The sequence below is a fragment of the Pseudomonas nicosulfuronedens genome (genome assembly GCF_005877905.1).
GTDB lineage: Bacteria > Pseudomonadota > Gammaproteobacteria > Pseudomonadales > Pseudomonadaceae > Pseudomonas > Pseudomonas nicosulfuronedens.
The window spans coordinates 85,073-109,100 of the sequence record NZ_SWDV01000013.1; the positions used below are offsets into that span (position 1 = coordinate 85,073).

Sequence of the window (24,028 nt, forward strand, 5' to 3'; positions counted from 1 at the left end):
GTCCGGATAATGCCGGCCCGTTCGCTTTCTACTTTTTCACGGTAATGCCCGCATGGAAATCAAGGTCAATTTTCTCGACAACCTCCGACTCGAAGCCAAGTTCGATGACTTCACGGTGATTGCCGACCAGCCCATTCGCTACAAGGGCGATGGCTCGGCTCCCGGTCCGTTCGACTATTTCCTGGCTTCCTCGGCGCTGTGCGCGGCTTACTTCGTCAAGCTCTACTGCCAGACCCGTGACATCCCCACGGACAATATCCGCCTGTCGCAGAACAACATCGTCGACCCGGAAAACCGCTACAAGCAGATCTTCAAGATCCAGGTAGAGCTGCCGGCGGACATCTCCGAGAAGGACCGCCAGGGCATCCTGCGCTCCATCGACCGCTGCACGGTGAAGAAGGTGGTGCAGACCGGCCCTGACTTCGTCATCGAGGAAGTGGAGAACCTCGACGCCGACGCCCAGGCGCTGCTGATGCCGAGCACCGCCGCCGGCGCCAGCACCTACATCCAGGGCAAGGACCTGCCGCTGGAACAGACCATCGCCAACATGTCGGAGATCCTCGCCGGCCTGGGGATGAAGATCGAGATCGCCTCCTGGCGCAACATCGTGCCCAACGTCTGGTCGCTGCACATCCGCGACGCGCAGTCGCCGATGTGCTTCACCAACGGCAAGGGCGCCACCAAGGAAAGCGCGCTGGCCTCGGCGCTGGGCGAGTTCATCGAGCGACTGAACTGCAACTTCTTCTACAACGACCAGTTCTGGGGCGAGGAGATCGCCAACGCGCCGTTCGTGCATTACCCCGACGAGCGCTGGTTCAAGCCGGGCGCGAAGGATGCGCTGCCGGAGGAAATCCTCGACGAGCATTGCCTGGAGATCTACAACCCGGACGGCGAGCTGCGTGGCTCGCACCTCTATGACACTAACTCGGGCAATACCGAGCGCGGCATCTGCTCGCTGCCGTTCGTGCGCCAGTCTGACGGCGAGACGGTTTACTTCCCGTCCAACCTGATCGAGAACCTCTACCTCTCCAACGGCATGAGCGCCGGCAACACCCTGGCCGAGGCGCAGGTGCAGTGTCTGTCGGAAATCTTCGAACGCGCGGTGAAGCGTGAAATCCTCGAGGGCGAACTGGCGCTGCCGGACGTGCCGCAGGAAGTTCTGGCCAAGTACCCGGGCATCGTCGCCGGCATCAAGGGCCTGGAGGAGCAGGGTTTCCCGGTGCTGGTCAAGGATGCGTCCCTGGGCGGCGAGTTCCCGGTGATGTGCGTGACCCTGATGAACCCGCGCACCGGCGGCGTGTTCGCCTCCTTCGGCGCCCACCCCAGCCTGGAAGTGGCGCTGGAGCGCAGCCTCACGGAACTGCTCCAGGGCCGCAGCTTCGAAGGCCTCAACGATCTGCCCAAGCCGACCTTCGAAAGCCAGGCGGTGACCGAGCCGAACAACTTCGTCGAGCACTTCATCGACTCCAGCGGCGTGGTGTCGTGGCGCTTCTTCAGCGCCAAGGCCGACTTCGAGTTCGTCGAGTGGGACTTCTCCGGGCACGGCGACGACTCCAACGTGCAGGAAGCACAGACCCTGTTCGGCATCCTCGAAGAGCAGGGCAGGGAGGTCTACATGGCCGTGTATGAGCACCTGGGCGCCACCGCCTGCCGCATCCTGGTGCCGGGCTACTCGGAAATCTACCCGGTGGAAGACCTCATCTGGGACAACACCAACAAGGCGCTGGCGTTCCGCGCGGACATCCTCAACCTGCACAGCCTCAACATCGTTCGTCTCAAGTCGCTGCTCAAGCGCCTGGAGAGCTGTGAGGTCGACGACTACACCGACATCACCACGCTGATCGGCATCGAGTTCGACGACAACACGGTCTGGGGCCAGCTGACCATTCTCGAGCTCAAGCTGCTGATCAACCTGGCCGTGAAGCGTTTCGAGAATGCCAAGGAACTGGTGGAGATGTTCCTCCAGTACAACGACAACACCGTCGAACGCGGGCTGTTCTACCAGGCGCTCAATGCGGCGCTGGAAGTGCACCTGGACGAAGAGCTGGAGATCGCCGACTTCGAGGCCAATTTCCGTCGCATGTTCGGCAACGAGCGCATGGACGCAGTACTCGGCTCGCTGGACGGCAGCGTGCGCTTCTACGGCCTGACGCCCACCAGCACCAAGCTGGAAGGCCTCGACAAGCACCTGCGCCTGATCGAGAGCTACAAGAAGCTGCACCAGGCACGGGCCAGGGCAGTAGCGCGCTGATCCGACAGCGCATGCCGCTCGTTCCAGCGCCCACTGCCGGGGATAGGGGCGAGCGGTGTTCGTAGGATGGCGTGGAGCGAAGCGATACCCATCGATTCCGATGCGCGAACAGCATGGGTATCGCTTCGCTCCACCCATCCTACGGGCTGTATGCAAGGGGCACCTTCGGGTGCCTTTTTCGTTTGCAGGGATTCTTGGCCACGGACTCGGCATGCCGCTCGACCGGTCGTCCGGTGAGGCGCGAAAGTCCGCCTAGACTTGTCGATTCCGTCGTCGCCCAGGCGACCAAGCTGCATGCCGGTCAAGCCGACCGCGCGAGAATCAGGAGATTCACCATGTCCAGCCTGCAACGCGTCACCCCCTGCCTGTGGTTCGACGGCAAGGCCGAGGAAGCGGCCGAGTTCTATACCGGGATATTCCCCAACTCGCGGATCGTCCAGACCGCCTATTACCCCGAGGCCGAGAAGGATCGCCATGGCGGGGTACCCGGCTCGGTGCTGACGGTGGAGTTCGAACTCGATGGCCAGACCTTCATCGCCCTGAACGGCGGCCCGGCCTTCAACTTCACCGAGGCGCTGTCGCTGCAGGTGATGTGCGACAGCCAGAAGGAGATCGACCACTTCTGGGACAAGCTTGGCGCTGGCGGGCCGGTGGAAGCGCAAATCTGCGGCTGGCTGAAGGATCGCTACGGAGTGTCCTGGCAGATCTGCCCGCGCCATGTCGGCGATATGGTCGCCGACCCGGACAAGGCCAAGGCCAGCCGCACGCTGCAGGCGGTAATGGGCATGAAGAAGCTGGACATGGCCGCCATCGAGCGCGCCCACGCCGGCAACTGAGCAAGCAGGGCGCGAGGCATGTTCAGCCATATCACCGTCGGCACCAACGACCTGCCATGCGCCATCGAGTTCTACGGCAAGGTACTGGGCGCGCTGGGGATCGTCCTCAAGGCGCATCGCCATCAGCCGGAGCGGGCAATCTTCGCCCACCCGGACAGCGACGTAGTGTTCTGCGTCTACGAGCCCATCGACGGTGCGCCGGCCAGCGTCGGCAACGGTAGCCTGATCGCCTTCGAGGCGCGCACGCGGCATCAGGTCGACTGTTTCCATGCTCGCGCCGTGCAACTGGGCGGGGTGGACGAGGGCGCGCCCGGCCTGCGCCTGAACTACTCGCCGACCTATTACGGTGCCTACGTGCGCGACCTGGATGGCAACAAGCTGTGCTGCGTCTGTCATCTGGAAGAGTGAGGTGCGTGCGAGGGCGCTAGAATGCGCTCTCGCTATTTATTCAGACGAGGCCTCCCCATGACCGCCAGCACCTTCGCACCGCTGCTTTCCGTCGCCCTGCTGTGGGCGGTGGCGGTGGTCACTCCGGGGCCTAACTTCTTCACCACCGCGCGCATTGCTGCCGTGCATTCGCGCCGCCACGGCTTCATCGCTGCACTGGGTGTGGCTTGCGGCACGGTGGTCTGGGGGCTCGCCGGAGGCTTGGGGATCAAGTCTCTGTTCAGCGCAGCACCCGCGCTGTACCTGGGCTTCAAGCTGGCCGGCGGCGCCTACCTGATCTACCTCGGCATCAAACTGCTCAAGCGCAAGGCGCCAGCCGACGGTGGCGAAAGCCTCGCCGAGGTCTCGCGGCAGCGCAGCGCCTTTTCCGCCTTCCGCCTCGGCCTGCTGGGCAACCTGACCAACCCCAAGACCGCTCTCTTCGTCGCCACCCTGTTCGCCACCGCCATGCCGGCTGCGCCCTCGGCTGCATTGCTGGGCATGGCCATCGCGCTGATGGTGACGCTGTCTTTCAGCTGGTACTGCTGCGTGGTCCTGGTCTTCGCCAGCGAGCGCATGGCCGGAGTCTACCGGCGCTTCCGCCGGGCGCTGGATCGCTTCGCCGGTTGCTGCTACCTGCTGTTCGGTGCGCGGATGGTGGCGACGCACTGAGGCTCGTCCCCGCCAGAAAATTCGAACCTCGCCGCGTAGCGGCCCGTCCAACTCCCTGAGCGTCGCAGTCAATCGGCACGCACCGCTGGCCCGACTGCGACACCGCCAAGCGGCGAGGGTGCGCTCGCCGGACAGGGAGAATCCGCGATGGTCACTCACTACAAGGTCAAAGGCCACCTGGCCTGCGGTCATGCCGGCAAGCACCTGGAATCCACCAGCGAGCTGAACCGGGTGAAATGCCGCAGCTGCCGCAACACCGAGGTCTACAAGGAAGCTCGGCGTCTGGCCCGCAATGCGGCGCGCCGGGCCCAGCGCAAGGCCCGCGCCGAAGCCGTGCACAACGACTGGCGCAGCTTCTGGGAGAAACGCCTGGCCGCCATGCCCGGCACCCAGCGCCTGCCGCGTGGGTTCCAGGACCAGGCCTTCGTGGGCGCTGCTGCCGGCGCTCCCGCAGCGGCTGCCGCTTGAGCCGGGCCTGAGGGGAGGGTTGGCAGGATGCATGTCCGAGCAATCCGCTCGGGCAAGTCGTGCTAGCATCTGCTCCGGCCCCGAATCCTCCTGCGGCACTGGCAACCCGCCAGCGCCGCCATCCCTCACAGAAGGACCCAAGCAATGGCTCAAGTCACCCTCAAGGGCAACCCGGTTTCCGTCGATGGCAAGCTGCCGCAGAAAGGCGAGCAGGCTCCGGCCCTGTCGCTGGTCGCCGGCAACCTGTCCGACGTCACCCTGGAAACCTACGCTGGCAAGCGCAAGGTGCTGAACATCTTCCCCAGCGTCGACACCCCGACCTGCGCCACCTCCGTGCGCAAGTTCAACGCTGAGGCGAGCAAGCTGGCCAACACCGTGGTGCTCTGCATCTCCGCTGACCTGCCGTTCGCCCAGGCGCGCTTCTGCGGCGCCGAAGGCCTGGAGAACGTGGTGAACCTGTCGACCCTGCGTGGCCGCGAGTTCCTCGCCAACTACGGCGTCGCCATCGCCGACGGCCCGCTGGCCGGCCTGGCCGCTCGTGCTGTCGTGGTGCTGGACGAGCAGAACAAGGTGCTGCACAGCGAGCTGGTCGGTGAAATCGCCGACGAGCCGAACTACGCTGCCGCCATCGCCGCCCTGGCCTGATGACGCTGCTGCTTTCGTGAGAAAGCCGGGCCGACCCGCCAGGGTCGGTCCGTCAGGCCGGGAACCCTTCCGGCCAATCCGGGTCGCAATGCTCCGGAATTTCGTAAGCCACGGTTAATCAAAGGTAAATAGCGGGTAAAGAGACTTTGCCTGTGGCCTGGCTGTGCTTATCGTTCAGCCTCGCTATTCTCACTTCTTTGCGCCAAGCCCCCTTTTCAAAAGACAGAGCCCCATGACTGCAAGCAACGGATCGCCCTCGAAACTTCGCACCCTGCGCCCCTGGCTCATCACTGCGCTGCTGTTCGCCGCCGTGGTGGGGCTGATCATGTGGCTGCATTCGACGTCTTCGGGAGCGCCGGCAGCCCAGGGTGGGCGTGGCGGGCGTCCGGGGCCGGGACAGATGGCCGCGGGGCAGGGCGGTACGGCGGTGACCGTCAGCGTCGCGCCGGTGACCAAGGGTGACCTGCCGGTGCATTACCACGCACTGGGTACGGTCACGGCCTACAACACCGTCAACGTTCGTGCGCGGGTCAGCGGCCAACTGGTCAAGGTGCCGTTCCAGGAGGGCCAGGAAGTGAAGGCCGGCGACGTGCTCGCGGTGATCGACTCGCGTCCGTTCCAGGCGGCGCTGGACCAGGCCCAGGGCACCTTGCTGCAGAACCAGGCGCAACTGAAGAACGCGCAGATCGACCTCGCCCGCTACAAGGGCCTGTACGCCGAGGACTCCATCGCCAAGCAGACCCTGGACACCCAGGAGGCCCAGGTCCGCCAGTACGAGGGCACCCTGAAGACCAACCAGGGACAGGTCGCCGACGCCAAGCTCAACCTCGAGTTCACCCAGGTGCGCGCGCCCATCTCCGGCCGCGTCGGCCTGCGCCAGGTGGACGTGGGCAACCTGGTCACCTCCGGCGACACCACGCCGCTGGTGGTCATCACCCAGGTCAAGCCGATCTCCGTGGTGTTCAGCCTGCCACAGCAGCAACTGGGCACCATCGCCCGCGAGCTGTACAGCAACAAACCGGTGCCGGTCGAGGCGCTGGACCGCAACCAGAACCAGACCCTGGCCACTGGCGTGCTGAAGACCCTGGACAACCAGATCGACACCACCACCGGCACCGTCAAGCTCAAGGCCGGTTTCGAGAACGCCGACCACAAGCTGTTCCCCAACCAGTTCGTCAACGTGCGCCTGCTCGCCGAGACCCTGCCGGGCGTGCTGACCATCCCGGCCAACGCAGTGCAGCGCGGCAACGACGGTACCTACGTCTACCTGGTCGGCGAGGAGAACAAGGCCAAGCGCCAGCTGGTTACCCTGGGCACCAGTGAGAGCGAGCGCGTGGTGGTCACCGAGGGCCTGAAGGAGGGCGACCGCGTCGTCGTCGAAGGCACCGATCGCCTGCGCGACGGCACTCGCATGACCATCGCCAGCTCCGACGAGAAGGCCCGCGCGGCCGCGACGGAAGAGGGCGACAAGTCCACCGCCAAGCCGTTCGGCTCGGACACTGCGGTCCAGGACAGCGGTAAGAGCGAATGAACCCGTCCCGCCTGTTCATCCTGCGGCCGGTCGCCACCACGCTCCTGATGGTGGCAATCCTGCTGTCGGGGATCATCGCCTACCGCTTCCTGCCGATCTCGGCCCTGCCGGAAGTGGACTACCCGACCATCCAGGTGGTGACCCTGTACCCCGGCGCCAGCCCGGACATCATGACCTCCTCGGTGACCGCGCCGCTGGAGAACCAGCTGGGACAGATCCCGGGCCTGAACGAGATGTCCTCCACCAGCTCCGGCGGCGCTTCGGTGATCACCTTGCAGTTCAGCCTGCAGATCAACCTCGACGTGGCCGAGCAGGAAGTCCAGGCGGCGATAAACACCGCGCAGAGCCTGTTGCCCAAGGACCTGCCGAACCAGCCGGTGTACAGCAAGGTGAACCCGGCGGATGCGCCGATCCTGACGCTGGCGGTGATGTCCCCGGACATGCCGCTGCCGCAGATCCAGGACCTGGTGGACACGCGCCTTGCGCAGAAAATCTCGCAGATCTCCGGCGTCGGCCTGGTCAGCATCAGCGGCGGCCAGCGCCCGGCCGTGCGAATCCGCGCCAACCCCGGCGCGCTGGCGGCTGCCGGCCTGAGCCTGGAAGACCTGCAGACCACCGTCACCAACAATAACCTCAATGGCCCCAAGGGCAGTTTTGACGGCCCGACCCGTTCCTCGACCCTGGACGCCAACGACCAGCTCAAGTCCGCCGACGCCTACCGCGACCTGATCATTGCCTACAAGAACGGCTCGCCGCTGCGCGTACGTGACGTGGCGAGCGTGGAAGACGACGCCGAGAACGTACGCCTGGCCGCCTGGGCCAACACCTCGCCGGCGGTGGTGCTGAACATCCAGCGCCAGCCGGGCGCCAACGTCATCGAGGTGGTCGACAGCATCAAGAAGATGCTCCCGCAGTTGCAGGCGACCCTGCCCGGCAGCCTGGAAGTGACGGTGCTCACCGACCGCACCACGACCATCCGCGCCTCGGTGGCGGATGTGCAGTTCGAACTGTTCCTCGCCGTCTGCCTGGTGGTGATGGTCACCTTCCTGTTCCTGCGCAATATCTCCGCCACGCTGATCCCCAGCTTCGCCGTGCCGCTGTCGCTGATCGGCACCTTCGGCGTGATGTACCTTTCCGGCTTTTCGATCAACAACCTGACACTGATGGCGCTGACCATCGCCACCGGTTTCGTGGTCGACGACGCCATCGTCATGGTGGAGAACATCGCGCGCTACCTGGAAAAGGGCGACCCGCCGCTGGAAGCTGCGCTCAAGGGCTCCAAGCAGATCGGCTTCACCATCATCTCGCTGACGTTCTCGCTGATCGCCGTGCTGATCCCGCTGCTGTTCATGGGCGACGTGGCCGGGCGGCTGTTCCGCGAATTCGCCATCACCCTGGCGGTGGCGATTCTCATATCGGGCTTCGTTTCCCTGACCCTGACGCCGATGCTCAGCGCCAAGCTGTTGCGTCACATCGAGCCGGAGAAGGAAGGGCGCTTCGCCCGGGCCGCCGGGCGCTTCATCGACAACATGATCGAGCGCTACGCCGCCGCCCTGCGCGTGGTGCTGCGCCATCAGCCGCTGACCCTGCTGGTCGCCATCGGCACCGTGGTGCTCACCGCGCTGCTCTACCTCTTCATGCCCAAGGGCTTCTTCCCGGTGCAGGACACCGGGGTGATCCAGGGCATCGCCGAGGCGCCGCAGTCGATCTCCTTCCAGGCCATGGCCAATCGGCAGCAGGACCTGGCGAAGATCGTGCTGAAGGACCCGGCGGTAGAGAGCCTGTCCTCGTTCATTGGCGTCGATGGCACCAACGCCACGCTCAACACCGGCCGCCTGCTGATCAACCTCAAGCCCCACGCGGACCGCGACGTGACCGCCAGCGAGGTGATCCACCGCCTGCAGCCGGAGCTGGACCAGATCGCCGGCATCAAGTTGTACATGCAGCCGGTGCAGGACCTGACTATCGAGGACCGCATTGCCCGCACGCAGTACCAGTTCACCCTGCAGGACGCCGACCCGGATGTCCTTGCCGACTGGGTACCGCGCCTGGTGGACCGCCTGCAGCAGTTGCCGGAGCTGGCCGACGTGGCCACCGACTGGCAGGACAAAGGCCTGCAGGCCTACATCAACATCGACCGTGACACCGCTTCGCGCCTGGGCGTGAGCCTGTCGAGCATCGACAGCGTGCTCTACAACGCCTTCGGCCAGCGGCTGATCTCCACCATCTTCACCCAGGCCACGCAATACCGCGTGGTGCTGGAGGTGGCGCCGGAATTCCAGATCGGCCCGCAGTCGCTGGAGAACCTCTACGTGCCGTCCAGCGACGGCACCCAGGTGCGCCTGTCGAGCCTGGCCCGTGTGGAGGAGCGCCACACGCTGCTGGCGGTCAACCACATCGCCCAGTTCCCGGCCGCGACCATCTCCTTCAACCTGGCCAAGGGCGTCGCCCTCGGCGAGGCGGTGCAGGCGATCCGCGATGTCGAGGCACAGATGGAAATGCCCGTCAGCCTGCAGGGCAGCTTCCGGGGTGCGGCGCAGGCGTTCGAGGCCTCGTTGTCCAACACCCTGCTGCTGGTGCTGGCTTCCATCGTCACCATGTACATCGTGCTGGGCATCCTCTACGAGAGCTTCATCCACCCGGTGACCATCCTTTCCACGCTGCCTTCGGCAGGCGTGGGCGCGCTGCTGGCGTTGATGCTCTCGGGGCAGGACATCGGCATCGTGGCGATCATCGGCATCATCCTGCTGATCGGCATCGTGAAGAAAAACGCGATCATGATGATCGACTTCGCGCTGGACGCCGAACGCAACGAGGGCAAGCCGCCCCATGAGGCGATCTACCAGGCCTGCCTGCTGCGCTTCCGGCCGATCCTGATGACCACCATGGCCGCGCTGCTGGGCGCCTTGCCGCTGATGCTCGCCGGCGGTGCCGGTGCCGAGCTGCGCCAGCCGCTGGGCGTCACCATGGTCGGTGGCCTGCTGGTCAGCCAGTTGCTCACCCTGTTCACCACGCCGGTGATCTACCTGTACTTCGATCGCCTCGCCACGCGCTGGGCCAACTGGCGGCAGCGCCATGGCCTGGACGTGAACAGCATCGATCCGGCGGAGCGCGGCTGATGGGCGGCCTGTCGCGCCTGTTCATCCTGCGCCCGGTCGCCACCTGCCTGCTGACCCTGGCGCTGATGCTGGCCGGCGCGCTGTCGTTCAGCCTGCTGCCGGTGGCGCCGCTGCCCAACGTCGACTTCCCGACCATCCTGGTGCAGGCGGCGCTGCCTGGCGCCAGCCCGGAGACCATGGCCTCCACGGTGGCGACACCGTTGGAGCGCTCGCTGGGGCGCATCGCCGGGGTCACCGACATGACCTCCAGCAGTTCCCTGGGTAACACCACCATCATCATCCAGTTCGACCTGTCCAAGGACATCGACGGCGCCGCGCGCGAGGTGCAGTCGGCGATCAACGCGGCCATGAGCCTGCTGCCCTCGGGCATGCCGAACAACCCGACGTACCGCAAGGCGAACCCGTCGGACATGCCGATCATGATCCTCACCCTGACCTCGGATACCTACACCCGTGGCGAGATGTACGATCTGGCCTCGACCATCGTTTCGCCCAAGCTCGCACAGGTGAAGGGGGTGGGGCAGGTGAGCATCGGTGGCTCGTCGCTGCCGGCAGTGCGCGTCGACGTGAACCCGGACCAGCTCAGCCACTACGGCATCTCCCTGGACACGGTGCGCACCGCGATCAACAACACCAACGCGGACGGGCCCAAGGGCGCGCTAGAGTTTGGTGAGCGTCACTGGCAGGTGGACTCCAACGACCAGCTGCGCAAGGCCAGCGAGTACGCGTCGCTGATCGTCCACTACAACGCCGAGACCGGCGCGGCAGTGCGCCTGAAGGATGTCGCCACGGTCACCGACTCGGTGGAAGACGTGCGCAACGCCGGTTTCTCCGACGACCTGCCGGCGGTTCTGCTGATCATCACCCGCCAGCCCGGCGCCAACATCATCGAAGCCACCGACGCCATCCACGAGCAGTTGCCGGTCATCCAGGACGTACTCGGTCCGCAGGTGAAGCTGTCGGTGATGGACGACCGCAGCCCGTCGATCCGTTCCTCGCTGGAAGAAGCCGAGCTGACCCTGATCATCTCCGTGGTGCTGGTGATCCTGGTGGTCTACCTGTTCCTGCGCAATGGCCGCGCCACGCTGATCCCCAGCCTGGCGGTGCCGGTGTCGCTGGTGGGCACCTTCGCGGTCATGTACCTGTGCGGCTTCTCGCTGAACAACCTGTCGTTGATGGCGCTGATCATCGCCACCGGCTTCGTGGTGGACGATGCCATCGTCGTGGTGGAGAACATCGCGAGGCGCATCGAAGAGGGCGACCCGCCGATCCAGGCAGCCATTCGCGGGGCCAGAGAGGTGAGTTTCACCGTTCTGTCGATGACCCTGTCGCTGGTGGCGGTGTTCATCCCGCTGCTGCTCATGGGCGGCATCACCGGGCGGTTGTTCCGCGAGTTCTCGGTCACCCTGGCAGCGGCCATCCTGGTGTCGCTGGTGGTCTCCCTGACGCTGACGCCGATGCTTTGCGCGCGCCTGCTCAAGCCTGTCGAGCGCGGGCCGAAGAAGGCCTCGGTGGAGCGCCAGAGCAACCGCTATTTCGTCGCCTTCATGCAGCGCTATCGCGCCAGCCTGAGCTGGGCGCTGGAGCACTCGCGGCTGATGGTGGTCATCATGCTCGGCTGCATCGCGCTGAACCTGTACCTGTTCGTGGTGGTGCCCAAGGGCTTCCTGCCGCAGCAGGACTCCGGGCGCCTGCGCGGCTTCGCGGTGGCCGACCAGAGCATCTCGTTCCAGGCGCTGGACAAGAAGATGGCGCAGTTCCGCAAGATCCTCTCCGAAGACCCCGGCGTGGAGAACGTGGTGGGCTTCGTCGGCGGTGGCAAGTGGCAGTCGAGCAACACCGGCTCCTTCTTCGTCACCCTCAAGGACATCACCGAGCGCGACTCCGCCGAGACCATCGTCAACCGCCTGCGCAAGCAGCTGGCGCAGGTCCCCGGTGCCAACCTGTTCCTGGTGGCCGGCCAGGACGTGCGCATCGGCGGCCGCCAGGGCAACGCACAGTACGACTTCACCCTGCGCAGCGATGACCTCACCCTGCTGCGCGAGTGGGCGCCCAAGGTCGAGGCGGCGATGAACAAGGTGCCGCAGATCGTCGACGTCAACAGCGACGCCCAGGACAAGGGCGTGCAGAGCCGCCTGGTGATCGACCGCGACCGCGCGGCGAGCCTGGGCGTGAACGTCGCTGAGGTGGACGCGGTGCTGAACAACTCCTACGGCCAGCGGCAGGTCTCGACCATCTTCAACCCGCTGAACCAGTACCACGTGGTGATGGAAGTCGCCCAGCCGTACCAGGAAACCCCCGAGGAACTGCGCCAGGTCTACGTGATCAACAGCGACGGCGAGCGCATTCCGCTCTCGGCCTTTACCCACATCGAGCCGAGCCGTGCGCCGCTGGAGGTCAATCACCAGGGCCAGTTCGCCGCCACCACGTTCTCCTTCAATCTGGCCCAGGGCGCGCAGATCGGTCCGGCCCGCGATGCGATCCTGGCGGCGGTGGAACCCATCCATCTGCCGATGGAAATCCAGGCCACCTTCGAAGGCAACGCCGGGGCGGTGCAGGACACGCAGAACGACATGCCCTGGCTGATCCTGCTGGCGCTGATCTCGGTCTACATCGTCCTGGGCATCCTCTACGAGAGCTACGTGCACCCGCTGACCATTCTCTCCACGCTGCCCTCGGCGGGCGTCGGCGCGCTGCTTACGCTGATGCTGTTCCGCACCGAGCTGTCGCTGATCGCGCTGATCGGGGTGATCCTGCTGATCGGCATCGTGAAGAAGAACGCGATCATGATGATCGACTTCGCCCTGGACGCCGAACGCACCCTTGGCCTGTCGCCGCGCGACGCGATCCTCGAAGCGGCGATGAAGCGTTTCCGGCCGATCATGATGACCACCCTGGCCGCCATTCTTGGCGCCTTGCCGCTGATCTTCGGCATCGGTGGCGACGCCGCGCTGCGCCGCCCACTGGGCATGACCATTGTCGGCGGCCTGATCGGCAGCCAGTTGCTGACCCTGTACACCACCCCCGTCGTCTACCTCTACCTCGACCGCCTGCGCCATTGGGTCAACAAGAAGCGCGGCGTGCGCACCGACGGCGCCCTGGAGACACCCGTATGATCCGTTCCCGTTCACTTCTTCCCCTGGCGCTGACCGTGGCCCTGGCTGGTTGCGCCATCGGCCCGGATTACCAGCGCCCCGAGCTGACGGTGCCCGCCAGCTTCAAGGAGGGCGAGGGCTGGCAGTTGGCGAAGCCGCAGGACGGCTTCAACCACGGTGCCTGGTGGGAACTGTATGGCGACACCAAGCTGAACGACCTGCAGACCCGCCTGGTTGCCGCCAACCAGACCCTGGCACAGTCGGTCGCGTCCTATCGCCAGGCCCAGGCGCTGGCCAAGGGCGCGCGCTCCTCGTTCTTCCCCACCATCAGCGCCGACGTCGGCAAGACCCGCTCCGGGCAAGGTACCGGCAGTGGCGGCAGCGTGCGCCTGCCTGACGGCTCCACCGTCAGCAGCGGGGGTGGCAGCAGTTCGATCAGCAACAGCTATTCGGCGAGCCTTGGCGTGAGCTGGGAGCTGGACCTGTGGGGCAAGCTGCGTCGACAGCTGGAGGCCGACACCGCCAGCATGGACGCCAGCGCTGCGGACCTCGCCGCCTCGCGCCTGTCGCTGCAGTCGGAACTGACCCAGGACTACCTGCAACTGCGCGTGATGGACCAGCAGATCAAACTGCTCAACGACACGGTCACGGCGTACCAGCGTTCGCTCAAGCTCACCGAGAACCAGTACAACGCGGGCATCGTCACCAAGGCCGACGTCGCCCAGGCACGGACCCAGCTGAAAAGCACCGAGGCCCAGGCCATCGACCTGAAGTACCAGCGTGCGCAGCTTGAGCACGCCATCGCGGTGCTGGTCGGCCTGCCGCCGGCGCAGTTCTCCCTGGCCGCCGTAGAGGGCGTGCCGAGCCTGCCGAATGTGCCGGCGCTGCTGCCATCCGAACTGCTGCAACGTCGCCCTGACGTGGCTTCCGCCGAGCGCCAGGTGATTTCCGCCAACGCCAAGATCGGTGTAGCCAAGGCCGCCTGGTTCCCCGACCTGACCCTTACAGCCGCTGGCGGCTACCGAAGCGGCAGCTTCCAGAACTGGATCGAGACGCCCAACCGCTACTGGTCCATCGGCCCGCAGTTCGCCATGACGCTGTTCGACGGCGGGCTGATCGCCTCCCAGGTGGAGCAGGCCGAGGCGAGCTACGACCAGACCGTGGCCAGCTACCGGCAGACCGTGCTGGACAGCTTCCGCGAGGTCGAGGACTACATGGTCCAGCTCAAGGTGCTGGAAGAGGAGAGCGGTGTGCAGCAGGAAGCGCTGGATTCCGCGCGCGAGGCGCTGCGCCTGACCACCAACCAGTACAAGGCCGGCACCATCGACTACAGCGACGTGGTCACCACCCAGACAACCGCACTATCCAACGAGCGCACATTGCTGACCCTCACCGGCAGTCGTTTGACTGCCAGCGTGCAGCTGATCGCCGCGCTGGGCGGCGGCTGGGATGCGGCGAAGATCGCCGAGGAAGGGCAGGCGACGCGGGACTGAGCCCGCGTCAGTCCTCGCGCAGGGCGCTGAGGGGGATCCGGAAGCGGCTCTCGCCGTCCAGCGAGCGGACGCCTCGCGGCAATTCGGTGCTGACCAGCACGGTGCCGTCCAGTCGCTCGAGCACTTCGCAAGCGATGTGCCCGATGGCGGGCAGGCGGTCGTCCAGGCTGGCGGTACGCAGCAGTGCGCGCGGCTTGAGGAAGCGCCAATCGCGCCCGCCAGCGTCGATCAGGCGGCACTCGGCCCAGCCCGCGAAGCACTCATCGGTGTAACGCACAATCTCGACCAGCAGGCTGGGCATCGTCAGGGGGCGTCCGGTGGTGGAAGGGGAGTCAGCCGTTGAAGCGGCGTGCGGTGGTGAAACTGCGTTCCCAGTAGCGGTCGTCCAGGGAGTCCTGGCGAATTCGGCCACCGGTGCTGGGCGCGTGGATGAACTGGTTGTTGCCGATATACAGGCCGACATGGCTGACGTTGCCGCGCCCGTTGCGATTGAAGAACACGGCGTCGCCGGGTTTGAGTTCGGTGCGACCGACACGCTTGCTGCCGCTTTCGATCATCTCACCGGTGGTGCGCGGCAGCTTCATGCCGGCCTCGGTGCGGAACAGGTAGACCAACAGCCCGCTGCAATCGAAGCCGTTGGCCACGCTGGTGCCGCCATGGCGGTAGGGCACTCCGATCAGCTGGCGGGCACGAGCCACCACACGTGTGTTGGTGGTCGGCTGGGCCGGGTGCACGCCCGACTGCTGTGGGCGCTTCAGGTCGCGATGCGGCCGCACGTTGTTGCGATTGACGACTTTCCCATGGCTGGCACGGGACAGGCTCGACGTCGCCTTGTGCGGCGTTGCGCGCTTTGCTTCGCGGGCTTCGGCGAGGGGAACGGTCAGGGCGAGCAGCAGGATCGTGCTCATCAAGGTGAGGAAGCGCATCTTGGGTACATCGTGTGACTAGGTAGTGGAACGGGGCGCTATCTTAGAAATCTCCCGCGTTGAGTTAACGTGGGGAAACTGCAAAACCCTGTAGGCATTTTCCGATTAAGAGATCAGGTGGTGACTTGCATTCGACGGTTAGCCGGATTCCCCGCTGAAGCGTCGGGCGGTCGTATAGCTGCGTTGCCAATAGTGGTTGTCCAGCGAGTCGATGCGGATGGTCTTGCCGGTGCGCGGTGCGTGGATGAAGCGGCCGCCACCGATGTACAGGCCCACGTGGCTGGCGCGCCCCGTGCCGTCATGATTGAAGAACACCGCATCGCCCGGTTGCAGCTCATCCTGATCCACGGCATTGCGCTTTTGCGCGATCATCGAGGTGGTGGTGCGCGGTAGCTTGCGGTTGGCGATGGTGCTGTACAGGTAGACGAGCAGGCCACTGCAATCGAAGCCGGACGCTTCGCTTTCACCACCCCAGCGGTAAGGCGTACCGATCAGTTCATGGGCACGCTCGATGATGCGTGAGGTAACCCGTGGGCTCAGCGACCTGTGCTCCTCCGCCTGTGGGTAGGGCGCCAGGAGCGGTTCCCGGGCGGAGCTCGATACCTTCAGGTTCCGTCGCGCGCTTCGGATCTGTGCGCGCAGTTCGATAGCGCGGGCGGAAAATCCCGCGCTCTGGTAGGTCCGCTCGATGGCAGCGTTGTCGTAGCGACGCCAATTGGGTGTGTCGTAGTCATCGGCGAGGGCGAACGGCGCGCCCAGGATGCAGAAGAGATAAAGGGTCAGCCAGCGGAGTGGGCGCACGTCGGGTCACCTCGAGGTGAACGGTGGGGACGGGCGCCATCCTAGAAACGGCTAGGGAAGATCGATGTAGGAAACCTCTAGTAGATTTGAAGGCGGATTCCACGGAGGATGGTCGGTCACCACTCAGCGTGCGAACAGCTGGCCGATGTCCTTGAAGGCCTTGAACTCCAGGGCATTGCCGCAGGGATCGAAGAGGAACAACGTTGCCTGTTCGCCCACCTGACCCTGGAAGCGCACATGGGGTTCGATGACGAACCGCGTGCCGCGCTCGCTCAGCCTTTGCGCCAGACGCTCCCAGTCCTCCCACGGCAGCACCACGCCGAAGTGCGGTACCGGCACGTCATGCCCATCGACGGCATTGGTGTGCGCCGCCTCCTGGCTGGCGGTGCGTGGGTGCTCGTGGATCACCAGCTGGTGGCCGAAGAAGTCGAAGTCTACCCACTGGGCGCTGCTGCGCCCTTCGGCGAGGCCGAATACCTCGCCGTAGAAGTGCCGGGCCAGGGCGAGGTCGTAGACGGGAATGGCCAGGTGGAAAGGCGATAGCGCCATGGATGTGCTCCCTGTCAGGTTCAGGCTGGTGCGGCCAGCAGGCGGCTGATGGTGGCCTTGGCCGCGTTCATCTGCCCCTCGCGGGCGAGGCGGGTGAACTCCAGCAGGGCATGCTCGTGCTCGGCCAGGTCGTCGAGGATGTCGCGGTCATCGTCGTCGCCCTGGTTGGCAAGGCTGTCGTAGCGCTGGACGTAGGGCTCCACCAGCACTTCGAGCCTTTCCAGGGTCTGCGGCCAGTCAAGCCCGAGCCAGTCGGCGGCACGCTGGCGGCCCTGGGCGGCGGCGTGGGCGGTGTCGCCCAGCGGTAGGCCATGGCGTTGCAGCAGCCGCGCCATGCGCAGGCCGGTCTGGCGCTCCAGTCGCGCCAGCAGGAGCATCGAGGACGCCCCCTCCGGCAGTTGCTCGGCCAGGCCGAGGAAGAAGTTCTCACCGCGGACTTCGCCCAGGTAGGCGGCCTGCAGTTCACTGGCTTGTCGGTGCATGCGTCGGTCCCCCTTTGCTGAATGGGGACCAGCCTAGACGATGTGCGCCGGGCATCGAACCCGGCATGTCGTGTCTGGGCCAGAACGGGTCGCTCAGCGTTCGAAACCGTATTCGCGCTCGACCCGGCTGATACGCACGCGGAAGGCGCTGTACCAGTCGCGGCGGCCTGCCTGCTGGGCCATGCGGTGTTCGGCCTGTTGCTTCCACTGGCGGATGGCGGCTTCGTCACGCCAGTAGGAGACAGTGATGCCCAGACCGTCGGCGCCACGGGCCGACTCGACGCCGAGGAAGCCGTCCTGCTGTGCGGCCAGTTCCAGCATGCGCTCGGCAGTGGCGCCGTAGCCTTCGTCCAGCTCGGTGCGGTAGGAGGTGAACGTCACGGCGTAGTAGGGCGGTTGCGGTGTGCTGGCGATCATGCGGCGCTCCCGGCGTGGACGGCTTCTTGGCTGGATGACTGGATGGGCGCTTGGCTGGATTGATGGCGGAAGGCGGCGGACAGGAGCGCCTCGGCCAGTGGCACAGCGATACCGGCCAGCGCCCTGCGCTCCGGCTGGAACAGGGTGGCGACGAAGAAGGGATGGTCGGTCGCTTCCAGCGCGCGGATGCTGCCGTCCTCTCCGTGGGCGCAGGCGCGTAGCGAGCCGCCGAACAGCTCGTCCTGGAACGCCGGATTCACCCCGTAGCTGCACCGGTAGCCCTCGCGAATCTCCGGCAGACCGTAGATGGCGGCCAGGTGCGAGCCGGCGGTGAGGCGGATGGTTTCGCTGACCTCAACCAGTGAACAGGGCAGGGCATGGACCACCGTGCGCATTGCATCCGGGTCCGTCTCGGCGTGTGCCGCGTCGCTCCAGCCGAGGACATGGCGCGCGCGCTCCAGCAGGGCATGCTGGAAGCCCCCGCAGGTGCCGAGGAAGGGTACGTCGTTTTCGCGGGCGAAGGTGATCGCCCGCAGGGCGCCTTCGGTGTCGAGGTAAGGGCTGCCAGGGATGCACCAGAAGCCGGAGTACGGCTCCAGGTCCAGGCCCTGGGCGAGGCGCGGAGTGTCCAGCCAGTCCACGCGCAGCGTGCCCGAGTGCGGCAGCAGCGATTGCTGCAGGGCCAGGGGAATCGCCCAGTGGGCGGTGACGCGGCTGTCGCGGTCTCCGATCAGGCCGATCCGCAGTGCTTTACGACGTTTTCCCATCCTTTTTCCCCCTGGCGTCGTGGCCCATTGGCGGGCCCATGGGAGGCAATTTATAGTTGCGCAGGCGCAATCGAAATGGGCGGTTGCGCAACCTTGGAGTGCGTCGATGCAATACCGTCTGGAGTACGCCGATCTGGCCCTGGTGCTGGCGCTGGTGCGAGGGGGCAGCCTTGCGCGTGCCTCGGAATTGCTCGAAGTAGACGTCTCCACCGTGTTTCGTGCCGTGCGCCGGCTGGAGAAGGCGCTGGGCACCGCGCTGTTCGAGAAGGGCCGCAACGGCTACCTCGCCACGGCCACCGCGCAGCAACTGGCGACCCAGGCAGAACTGGCCGAGCAGGCGCTGGAAGCGGCGCGACTGGGCCTGGAGCAGGGCCACGACGTGCTCAGCGGCACCGTGCGCCTGACCTGTTCCGACACCGTGCTGCAGGGCCTTTTGCTGCCGGCCCTGGCGCGCTTCATGAAGCGCTACCCGGCGCTGAATCTGGAACTGACCACCTCCAACGCCTTCGCCAACCTCAGCCGCCGCGACGCCGACATTGCCCTGCGCCTGACCAATGCGCCGCCGGAGCATCTGGTGGGACGCAAGCTGGGCGAGGTGCACTACGTCCTCTGTGCCCACCGCGACTACCTGGCCGAGCAAGGCGAGCGTCCCTGGCAGGATATGAGCTGGATCGCCCCGGACGACTTTCTGCCCGATCACTCCAGCGTCGCCTGGCGCCGCCAGGCGTTCCCGACGGTGCTCCCGGCCTATCGCTGCAACAGCATGCTCTCGGTGCTCGACCTTTGCCGCGCGGGGCTGGGGCTGGCTGCGCTGCCAGCGTTCCTGCTGCGCCCGGACGACGGGCTGCAGATACTGGAGCCGGAGCTTCCCGGCTGCAGCATCCATCTCTGGCTGCTGACGCGACCGGATTGCCGGGCGCTGCGGGCGGTAGTGACGCTGTTCGAGGAGTTGGCCGGGAGCATTCGTTTGCCAGCCTGAATGAAAAGACCCCGCCGGGAAGCGGGGTCTTTCGTCTGTCACAGCCACTACCAGTGACGGTAGTGTCCCGGCGGGCCATAGTAGCCTGGGCCGTAATAACGCGGCGGACCATAGTAGCGGGGCGGCCCGTAGTAACGCGGGCCTGGCACCACCACGACCGGTCGGTACACCGGTTGATACACGGGCTGGTAGACCGGCGCAGGCTGGTAGTACACCGGTTGCGGCGGGTAATAGGCCACCGGGGGCGGCGGAGCGTAATAGGGCGCCGGCGCGGGTTGCGAGCCGGCGACCACTGCACCCCCGACAACGGCGCCAACCACTGCGCCGATCGCGGCGGCATCGGTATTGCTGTTGGCCGCGGCCTGGCCGGCGAGGGCAAGGCCGGCGCAGAGCAGGGCGATCTGGGGGAGACGGTGAAGCATGATGCACCTCCTGAGGAACCCGGCGAGGAACCAGGTATCTATGAGACATCGGCCTCGAAAGAATCGTAACGCCGCCGGTGTAAAGGTTGTGTAAATGGCGCCGTACGGCTCTGCGACGGGCCTGGCATGTATCAGCCTGCAATACATCCATCGCGCTGCCGCAGCCTTCGGGCTGGTAAGGTTGCGCCTTTCGCGTTTTATCCATGAAGAATCAGGGAGACCTTCCATGCCCTTCAACCGAGTGACTCTCTTGTCGCTTCTCGCTGTCGCCGCCCTTGCCGGTTGCAGTTCCAAGGATTCCTCGTCCGATGCGGCCCAGCCGGCTGCGGACAGTTCGCCGGCCATGACCGGCACCTGCAACGCCAAGGCGGTGCAGTCGATCATCGGCAAGGTCGTCACCCCGACCCTGACCGAAGAAGCTCGCCGCGATGCTGGCGCCAGCGTTGCCCGCGTGCTCACCCCGCACCAGCCAGTGACCATGGAGTACAACTCGCAGCGCCTGAACATCGACGTCGATGACAGCCAGGTGGTGAAGCAGGTCTCCTGCGGCTGAGTCTTTCGCCCGACTGCGCCCATGAAAAAGCCCCGCCTAGGCGGGGCTTTTTCATCTCCAGTGCGGATCAGCGATTGGCGGGCTTCTTGATCACACGCAGCGCCTGGCTCGACTGGTTGACGCACTCCTCGTAATTGCCGGCCTTCTTCGCTTCCTCGGCCTTGGCGAGGTACTCGTGGACTGCGTTGACCTTCACGCCGGTGGCGTTCGGGTTGGCGGTCTTGAGGAAGTCGTTGATCTGCTGCAGGTTGCCGTCGCACAGCGCGCTGTCAGCGAAAGCCGGTACGGAAAACACCATGGCCAGGAGCAGGGCGTACTTTTTCATGCAGGTTCTCCTTGCATCTCGAATGCCGAATCGAAGAAGTTCGAAATTACGTTAGCTTGCTAACTACCGACAAGCGAATGTCCCGCGAATTCATTTCAGTTCTGACGCTAGTCAGGAAAACCCCGATCCGCCGTGTCGCTGGTCAGATGGCGCTGAACTTTCGCTCCAGGCCCTGGCTGCGAAAGTGCTCGATGACGTACTCGATGAATACCCGCGTCTTGGCCGGCAGCAGTTTCTGCGCGGCGTAGTAGAGCGCGGTGTTGCCAGCGTCCACGTACCAGTCCGGCAGCACACGCACCAGGCGGCCGCTCTCTAGGTACGGGACGGCGTGCTGCATGCTCACCAGGGTCACGCCCAGTCCCATCAGTGCGGCGACGCAGGCGGCTTCGGGGTCGCTGAAGGTCATGCGCTCCTTCAGCGCGATCGGCGCCTGGGCCTGCTGGCGGTTGGTCAGCGGCCAGGGACGCACACGGCCGGTTTGCGGCGAGCGGATGCGGATGCCGTCGTGGCTGGGCAGGTCCGACGGATAGCGGAGCGCCGGCCGTGCTTCGAGGTAGGCCGGCGAAGCCAGCAGTACCAGATGCGCCGGGCACAGCTTGCGCGCCACCACGCCGGGCGGCAGCTCGAAGCCGCCGCCGATGGCGGCGTCGAAGCCTTCGGCGATGAGGTCGACCTGGTGGTTGTCGAAGTGCCAGTCCGGACGGATCGCCGGATAGCGATCGAGGAAGTCCCCCAGCAGCGGCAGGATGTAGTCGCGACCGAACACCAGCCCCATGCTCACCTTCAACATGCCGCTGGGCTGGCCATCGGCGCTGGCCAGGTTGGCGATGGCGCTCTGCAGGCTGGCGAGGCCGCCGCCGGCTTCATCGAGAAATCGCTCACCGGATTCGGTCAGGGCCAGGCTGCGGGTACTACGCTGGAACAGCCGCACGCCCAGGTTGTTCTCCAGCCGCGCCACGTTCTTGCTCACCGCCGCCGGCGTCAGGCCCAGGCGGCGTGCGGCGGCGGCGAAGCTGCCCGCCTCGGCGCTGCGGACGAAGCATTCGATACTGATCAGGCTTTCCATGGGTTTTATTCCGGACGTTTGGTATCGACTGAATATAGCGATTACCAGCTACCGGGTCAGGAGTGCAAGCGCGAAACTGGCCCCGTCGAACTTACTCCCCCACTCGATTCCTGGAGACACGAAATGACCACCACGCAAACCACTCAATCCCTCGCCGGCAAAGTCGCTTTCGTACAGGGCGGCTCCCGCGGCATCGGCGCTGCCATCGTGCAGCGCCTGGCTCAGGAAGGTGCCGCCGTGGCCTTCACCTACGTCAGCTCGGCACAGAAGGCCGAAGACCTCGCCGCCAGCATCGAAGCCGCCGGCGGCCGCGCCCTGGCGCTGAAGGCCGATAGCGGCGACGCAGCCTCGGTGCAGCAAGCCATCGATACCGCCGCACAACGCTTCGGCGGCATCGATATCCTGGTCAACAACGCCGGCGTGCTGGCCATCGCCCCGGTGGAAGAGTTCAGCCTGGAAGACCTCGACCGCACCCTGGCGGTGAACGTGCGCAGCGTCTTCGTCGCCACCCAGGCCGCTGCGCGGCACATGGGGCAGGGCGGGCGCATCATCACCATCGGCAGCACCAACGCCGATCGCATGCCCTTTGGCGGTGGCGCCGTCTACGCCATGAGCAAGTCGGCCATCGTCGGCCTGACCAAGGGCCTGGCCCGCGACCTCGGCCCGCGCGGGATCACCGTGAACAACGTGCAGCCCGGCCCGGTGGATACCGACATGAACCCGGCCGACAGCGACTTCGCGGCTTCCCTGATGGACCTGATGGCGGTCGGTCGTTACGGCCGTGCGGAAGAAGTCGCCGCTTTCGTCGCCTACCTGGCGGGCCCGGAAGCCGGCTACATCACCGGCGCCAGCCTGACCATCGACGGTGGCTTCGGCGCCTGATGGGTTCTAGATGACCGCAGCGCGATCGGGTTCAGGCTCGGTCGCGGCTCTGGATGTTCCAGTGTTCGGAGGTGCTGGCGAGCTTTTCCGACAGCATCTCCACTTGTTCATAGAGACGCAGGGTGAGCCAGTAGAAGCCCTGTTTCTCGAAGGAGTCGGTCAGGTTGTGTGGCCGTGCGGGCAGGTTCTCCAGGCCCTGGCAGGCCTGCACCAGCTTGCTGGTACGACTGAACTTCAAGGCGTGGGCCGATTGCAGCAGCAGGCGGCCGATGATCTGCCGGTGCGTGTCGAGGCTGGTCGGCACCGGTTCTATCTCCCCGGCCTCGGCGGCGAACTGCCGTGAGGCAATCAGTGATTCCAGGGTGCCCATGATGGCGCGGTGGATGCGCTGGAGCATTTCCAGCTCACGCAGCGGCATGCCCGTCTCCCGCGACACTGGCCCCAGATGGGCTCGCGAAGCCACGAGGCGATGGTCCAGTTCCTCCAGCTGGCGGGCGAAGTGTTCGGGCGTGAAGTCGTGGTTGGACGACAACTGCCCATACATCCGTGCGCAGGCGCGCAGGTTGTCGGAGAGCAGGTAGCGCCAGACATAGACTGCCCGCAACGGGTAGATCTGCGAGAACAGCAGTGCCACCGCGACGCCGATCAGCACATTGGCCGAGCGCCATAGTCCTTCGGTGAACCCCGTCTCGCCGGGGCCGGCGACAATGCACATGGTGATCCCCGCCAGCAGCGCGACGTAGCCGGGTCGGCGAATCGCATAGAACGCCGAGGCCGCGCCCAGTACCGACATCACCAGAAAAGTCAGCGTGAGCGAGCGGGTACCGTCGTAAACCGCGATCACACAGAGCCCCAGAACCGCCCCCACCAGGGTGCCGATCACCCGCTCGTAGGATTTGCCGCGAATCGTTCCCTGGTGGACCAGGCCACCCATGACCACCAGCACTGTCACCGAGGCCCACAGACCGTGGGGCAGCTTGAGCGCGCTGGTGATCAGCATCGAGGCGAGGAGGGCGAGGCCGACTCGTACGCAGTGGATCCAGGCGGCGTAGCGATAGCGGGTATAAGGATTGGCCAGGCGGCGGAAGGGCAGGCTGAGGATCGAGGGTTGCTTCGCCAAGGGTGGCTCCGATGGTGATGGTCAGGGAAAGGGTAGCCGTTTCGGCCGGAATGGACCTGTGGTGGATCATGCCCGCGTCCCGCTGAACGGCCTCAAGGCGGCTGCGGGCACGCCGATAGAAAATCCACCGGAAGCGCTGGTTCCGCTTCATCGATCTTCGCTAGAATCCCGGACTTTTGCGCGCAGGGACCGCGTGCGCCCAT

At 65.7% G+C, this 24,028-nt stretch carries 24 protein-coding genes; 13 read left to right on the top strand and 11 right to left on the bottom strand.

Annotated elements, in window-relative coordinates:
- Positions 1–52: 52 nt before the first annotated feature.
- The 10 genes from FAS41_RS13260 (at position 53) to FAS41_RS13305 (ending at position 14,536) form a co-directional block, all read left to right on the top strand.
- Positions 53–2,251: an OsmC domain/YcaO domain-containing protein gene (locus tag FAS41_RS13260; protein WP_138522910.1), complete on the top strand. Its 2,199-nt coding sequence runs from the start codon at positions 53–55 to the stop codon at positions 2,249–2,251.
- Between the two features lie 335 nt (positions 2,252–2,586).
- A complete protein-coding gene (locus FAS41_RS13265) occupies positions 2,587–3,087 on the top strand; it encodes a VOC family protein (RefSeq protein WP_088417222.1) in 501 nt (166 codons plus the stop codon).
- Positions 3,088–3,105: 18 nt separating this feature from the next.
- On the top strand, positions 3,106–3,495 hold the full coding sequence (locus FAS41_RS13270) for a VOC family protein (RefSeq protein WP_138522912.1): 390 nt from the start codon (positions 3,106–3,108) through the stop codon (positions 3,493–3,495).
- Positions 3,496–3,552: 57 nt separating this feature from the next.
- Complete coding sequence (locus tag FAS41_RS13275; RefSeq protein ID WP_138522914.1) at positions 3,553–4,185, top strand: LysE family transporter; 633 nt, start codon at positions 3,553–3,555, stop codon at positions 4,183–4,185.
- 147 nt (positions 4,186–4,332) lie between these two features.
- The gene (locus FAS41_RS13280; protein WP_138522916.1) at positions 4,333–4,653 is read left to right on the top strand and encodes a hypothetical protein; all 321 of its coding nucleotides are present in this window, start codon (positions 4,333–4,335) and stop codon (positions 4,651–4,653) included.
- A gap of 144 nt (positions 4,654–4,797) precedes the next feature.
- The gene (gene tpx / locus FAS41_RS13285; RefSeq protein ID WP_024762304.1) at positions 4,798–5,298 is read left to right on the top strand and encodes a thiol peroxidase; all 501 of its coding nucleotides are present in this window, start codon (positions 4,798–4,800) and stop codon (positions 5,296–5,298) included.
- A gap of 232 nt (positions 5,299–5,530) precedes the next feature.
- Positions 5,531–6,829 carry an MdtA/MuxA family multidrug efflux RND transporter periplasmic adaptor subunit gene (locus FAS41_RS13290; RefSeq protein ID WP_138522918.1) on the top strand — a complete coding sequence of 433 codons (1,299 nt, stop codon included), beginning with the start codon at positions 5,531–5,533 and terminating at the stop codon, positions 6,827–6,829.
- Positions 6,826–9,948 (top strand): MdtB/MuxB family multidrug efflux RND transporter permease subunit, encoded by a 3,123-nt coding sequence (locus FAS41_RS13295; protein ID WP_138522920.1) that lies wholly within the window; start codon positions 6,826–6,828, stop codon positions 9,946–9,948. Before FAS41_RS13290 ends, FAS41_RS13295 begins: the two co-directional genes overlap by 4 nt.
- A complete protein-coding gene (locus tag FAS41_RS13300) occupies positions 9,948–13,064 on the top strand; it encodes a multidrug efflux RND transporter permease subunit (protein ID WP_138522922.1) in 3,117 nt (1,038 codons plus the stop codon). Before FAS41_RS13295 ends, FAS41_RS13300 begins: the two co-directional genes overlap by 1 nt.
- On the top strand, positions 13,061–14,536 hold the full coding sequence (locus FAS41_RS13305; protein ID WP_138522924.1) for an efflux transporter outer membrane subunit: 1,476 nt from the start codon (positions 13,061–13,063) through the stop codon (positions 14,534–14,536). Before FAS41_RS13300 ends, FAS41_RS13305 begins: the two co-directional genes overlap by 4 nt.
- A 7-nt stretch (positions 14,537–14,543) precedes the next feature.
- On the opposite strand, the gene FAS41_RS13310 is transcribed toward FAS41_RS13305, so the two are convergent.
- The 7 genes from FAS41_RS13310 to FAS41_RS13340 form a co-directional block, all read right to left on the bottom strand.
- A complete protein-coding gene (locus FAS41_RS13310) occupies positions 14,544–14,837 on the bottom strand; it encodes a hypothetical protein (protein WP_138522926.1) in 294 nt (97 codons plus the stop codon).
- A 31-nt stretch (positions 14,838–14,868) separates the two neighbouring features.
- Positions 14,869–15,462, bottom strand: a complete 594-nt coding sequence (locus tag FAS41_RS13315; RefSeq protein ID WP_138522931.1) for a C40 family peptidase — start codon at positions 15,460–15,462, stop codon at positions 14,869–14,871.
- Positions 15,463–15,600: 138 nt separating this feature from the next.
- Positions 15,601–16,038: a C40 family peptidase gene (locus FAS41_RS13320; RefSeq protein ID WP_425049024.1), complete on the bottom strand. Its 438-nt coding sequence runs from the start codon at positions 16,036–16,038 to the stop codon at positions 15,601–15,603.
- A 348-nt stretch (positions 16,039–16,386) separates the two neighbouring features.
- Positions 16,387–16,812, bottom strand: coding sequence for a VOC family protein (locus tag FAS41_RS13325; protein WP_138522934.1), 426 nt, complete (start codon positions 16,810–16,812; stop codon positions 16,387–16,389).
- Between the two features lie 20 nt (positions 16,813–16,832).
- Complete coding sequence (locus FAS41_RS13330; RefSeq protein WP_138522937.1) at positions 16,833–17,294, bottom strand: hypothetical protein; 462 nt, start codon at positions 17,292–17,294, stop codon at positions 16,833–16,835.
- 93 nt (positions 17,295–17,387) lie between these two features.
- Positions 17,388–17,711: an antibiotic biosynthesis monooxygenase family protein gene (locus FAS41_RS13335; protein ID WP_138522940.1), complete on the bottom strand. Its 324-nt coding sequence runs from the start codon at positions 17,709–17,711 to the stop codon at positions 17,388–17,390.
- A complete protein-coding gene (locus FAS41_RS13340) occupies positions 17,708–18,478 on the bottom strand; it encodes a CTP synthase C-terminal region-related (seleno)protein (protein WP_138522943.1) in 771 nt (256 codons plus the stop codon). Before FAS41_RS13340 ends, FAS41_RS13335 begins: the two co-directional genes overlap by 4 nt.
- Positions 18,479–18,584: 106 nt before the next feature.
- On the opposite strand from FAS41_RS13340, the gene FAS41_RS13345 reads away from it, so the two are divergent.
- Complete coding sequence (locus FAS41_RS13345; protein ID WP_138522946.1) at positions 18,585–19,457, top strand: LysR family transcriptional regulator; 873 nt, start codon at positions 18,585–18,587, stop codon at positions 19,455–19,457.
- Between the two features lie 47 nt (positions 19,458–19,504).
- Here the strand turns inward: FAS41_RS13345 and FAS41_RS13350 are convergent, their stop codons facing one another.
- Entirely contained in the window at positions 19,505–19,879 is a 375-nt protein-coding gene (locus FAS41_RS13350; RefSeq protein WP_024762291.1) for a hypothetical protein, read from the bottom strand.
- 226 nt (positions 19,880–20,105) lie between these two features.
- On the opposite strand from FAS41_RS13350, the gene FAS41_RS13355 reads away from it, so the two are divergent.
- Positions 20,106–20,432: an I78 family peptidase inhibitor gene (locus FAS41_RS13355; protein WP_138522948.1), complete on the top strand. Its 327-nt coding sequence runs from the start codon at positions 20,106–20,108 to the stop codon at positions 20,430–20,432.
- A gap of 67 nt (positions 20,433–20,499) precedes the next feature.
- Here FAS41_RS13355 and FAS41_RS13360 read toward each other — a convergent pair whose 3' ends face one another.
- Complete coding sequence (locus FAS41_RS13360) at positions 20,500–20,757, bottom strand: hypothetical protein (protein WP_138522950.1); 258 nt, start codon at positions 20,755–20,757, stop codon at positions 20,500–20,502.
- 142 nt (positions 20,758–20,899) lie between these two features.
- Positions 20,900–21,823: a LysR family transcriptional regulator gene (locus FAS41_RS13365; RefSeq protein WP_138522952.1), complete on the bottom strand. Its 924-nt coding sequence runs from the start codon at positions 21,821–21,823 to the stop codon at positions 20,900–20,902.
- Positions 21,824–21,946: 123 nt separating this feature from the next.
- On the opposite strand from FAS41_RS13365, the gene FAS41_RS13370 reads away from it, so the two are divergent.
- The gene (locus tag FAS41_RS13370; protein ID WP_138522953.1) at positions 21,947–22,705 is read left to right on the top strand and encodes a 3-oxoacyl-ACP reductase family protein; all 759 of its coding nucleotides are present in this window, start codon (positions 21,947–21,949) and stop codon (positions 22,703–22,705) included.
- A gap of 31 nt (positions 22,706–22,736) precedes the next feature.
- On the opposite strand, the gene FAS41_RS13375 is transcribed toward FAS41_RS13370, so the two are convergent.
- Positions 22,737–23,825, bottom strand: coding sequence for an FUSC family protein (locus FAS41_RS13375; protein WP_138522955.1), 1,089 nt, complete (start codon positions 23,823–23,825; stop codon positions 22,737–22,739).
- Positions 23,826–24,028 lie beyond the last annotated feature (203 nt).

What these genes read in the sequence shown, in the direction of transcription:
- FAS41_RS13260 (WP_138522910.1), top strand. Translation starts at nt 53, where the DNA reads ATGGAAATCAAGGTCAATTTTCTCGACAACCTCCGACTCGAAGCCAAG.
- FAS41_RS13265 (WP_088417222.1), top strand. Translation starts at nt 2,587, where the DNA reads ATGTCCAGCCTGCAACGCGTCACCCCCTGCCTGTGGTTCGACGGCAAG.
- FAS41_RS13270 (WP_138522912.1), top strand. Translation starts at nt 3,106, where the DNA reads ATGTTCAGCCATATCACCGTCGGCACCAACGACCTGCCATGCGCCATC.
- FAS41_RS13275 (WP_138522914.1), top strand. Translation starts at nt 3,553, where the DNA reads ATGACCGCCAGCACCTTCGCACCGCTGCTTTCCGTCGCCCTGCTGTGG.
- FAS41_RS13280 (WP_138522916.1), top strand. Translation starts at nt 4,333, where the DNA reads ATGGTCACTCACTACAAGGTCAAAGGCCACCTGGCCTGCGGTCATGCC.
- tpx (WP_024762304.1), top strand. Translation starts at nt 4,798, where the DNA reads ATGGCTCAAGTCACCCTCAAGGGCAACCCGGTTTCCGTCGATGGCAAG.
- FAS41_RS13290 (WP_138522918.1), top strand. Translation starts at nt 5,531, where the DNA reads ATGACTGCAAGCAACGGATCGCCCTCGAAACTTCGCACCCTGCGCCCC.
- FAS41_RS13295 (WP_138522920.1), top strand. Translation starts at nt 6,826, where the DNA reads ATGAACCCGTCCCGCCTGTTCATCCTGCGGCCGGTCGCCACCACGCTC.
- FAS41_RS13300 (WP_138522922.1), top strand. Translation starts at nt 9,948, where the DNA reads ATGGGCGGCCTGTCGCGCCTGTTCATCCTGCGCCCGGTCGCCACCTGC.
- FAS41_RS13305 (WP_138522924.1), top strand. Translation starts at nt 13,061, where the DNA reads ATGATCCGTTCCCGTTCACTTCTTCCCCTGGCGCTGACCGTGGCCCTG.
- FAS41_RS13310 (WP_138522926.1), bottom strand. Translation starts at nt 14,837, where the DNA reads ATGCCCAGCCTGCTGGTCGAGATTGTGCGTTACACCGATGAGTGCTTC.
- FAS41_RS13315 (WP_138522931.1), bottom strand. Translation starts at nt 15,462, where the DNA reads ATGCGCTTCCTCACCTTGATGAGCACGATCCTGCTGCTCGCCCTGACC.
- FAS41_RS13325 (WP_138522934.1), bottom strand. Translation starts at nt 16,812, where the DNA reads ATGGCGCTATCGCCTTTCCACCTGGCCATTCCCGTCTACGACCTCGCC.
- FAS41_RS13330 (WP_138522937.1), bottom strand. Translation starts at nt 17,294, where the DNA reads ATGCACCGACAAGCCAGTGAACTGCAGGCCGCCTACCTGGGCGAAGTC.
- FAS41_RS13335 (WP_138522940.1), bottom strand. Translation starts at nt 17,711, where the DNA reads ATGATCGCCAGCACACCGCAACCGCCCTACTACGCCGTGACGTTCACC.
- FAS41_RS13340 (WP_138522943.1), bottom strand. Translation starts at nt 18,478, where the DNA reads ATGGGAAAACGTCGTAAAGCACTGCGGATCGGCCTGATCGGAGACCGC.
- FAS41_RS13345 (WP_138522946.1), top strand. Translation starts at nt 18,585, where the DNA reads ATGCAATACCGTCTGGAGTACGCCGATCTGGCCCTGGTGCTGGCGCTG.
- FAS41_RS13350 (WP_024762291.1), bottom strand. Translation starts at nt 19,879, where the DNA reads ATGCTTCACCGTCTCCCCCAGATCGCCCTGCTCTGCGCCGGCCTTGCC.
- FAS41_RS13355 (WP_138522948.1), top strand. Translation starts at nt 20,106, where the DNA reads ATGCCCTTCAACCGAGTGACTCTCTTGTCGCTTCTCGCTGTCGCCGCC.
- FAS41_RS13360 (WP_138522950.1), bottom strand. Translation starts at nt 20,757, where the DNA reads ATGAAAAAGTACGCCCTGCTCCTGGCCATGGTGTTTTCCGTACCGGCT.
- FAS41_RS13365 (WP_138522952.1), bottom strand. Translation starts at nt 21,823, where the DNA reads ATGGAAAGCCTGATCAGTATCGAATGCTTCGTCCGCAGCGCCGAGGCG.
- FAS41_RS13370 (WP_138522953.1), top strand. Translation starts at nt 21,947, where the DNA reads ATGACCACCACGCAAACCACTCAATCCCTCGCCGGCAAAGTCGCTTTC.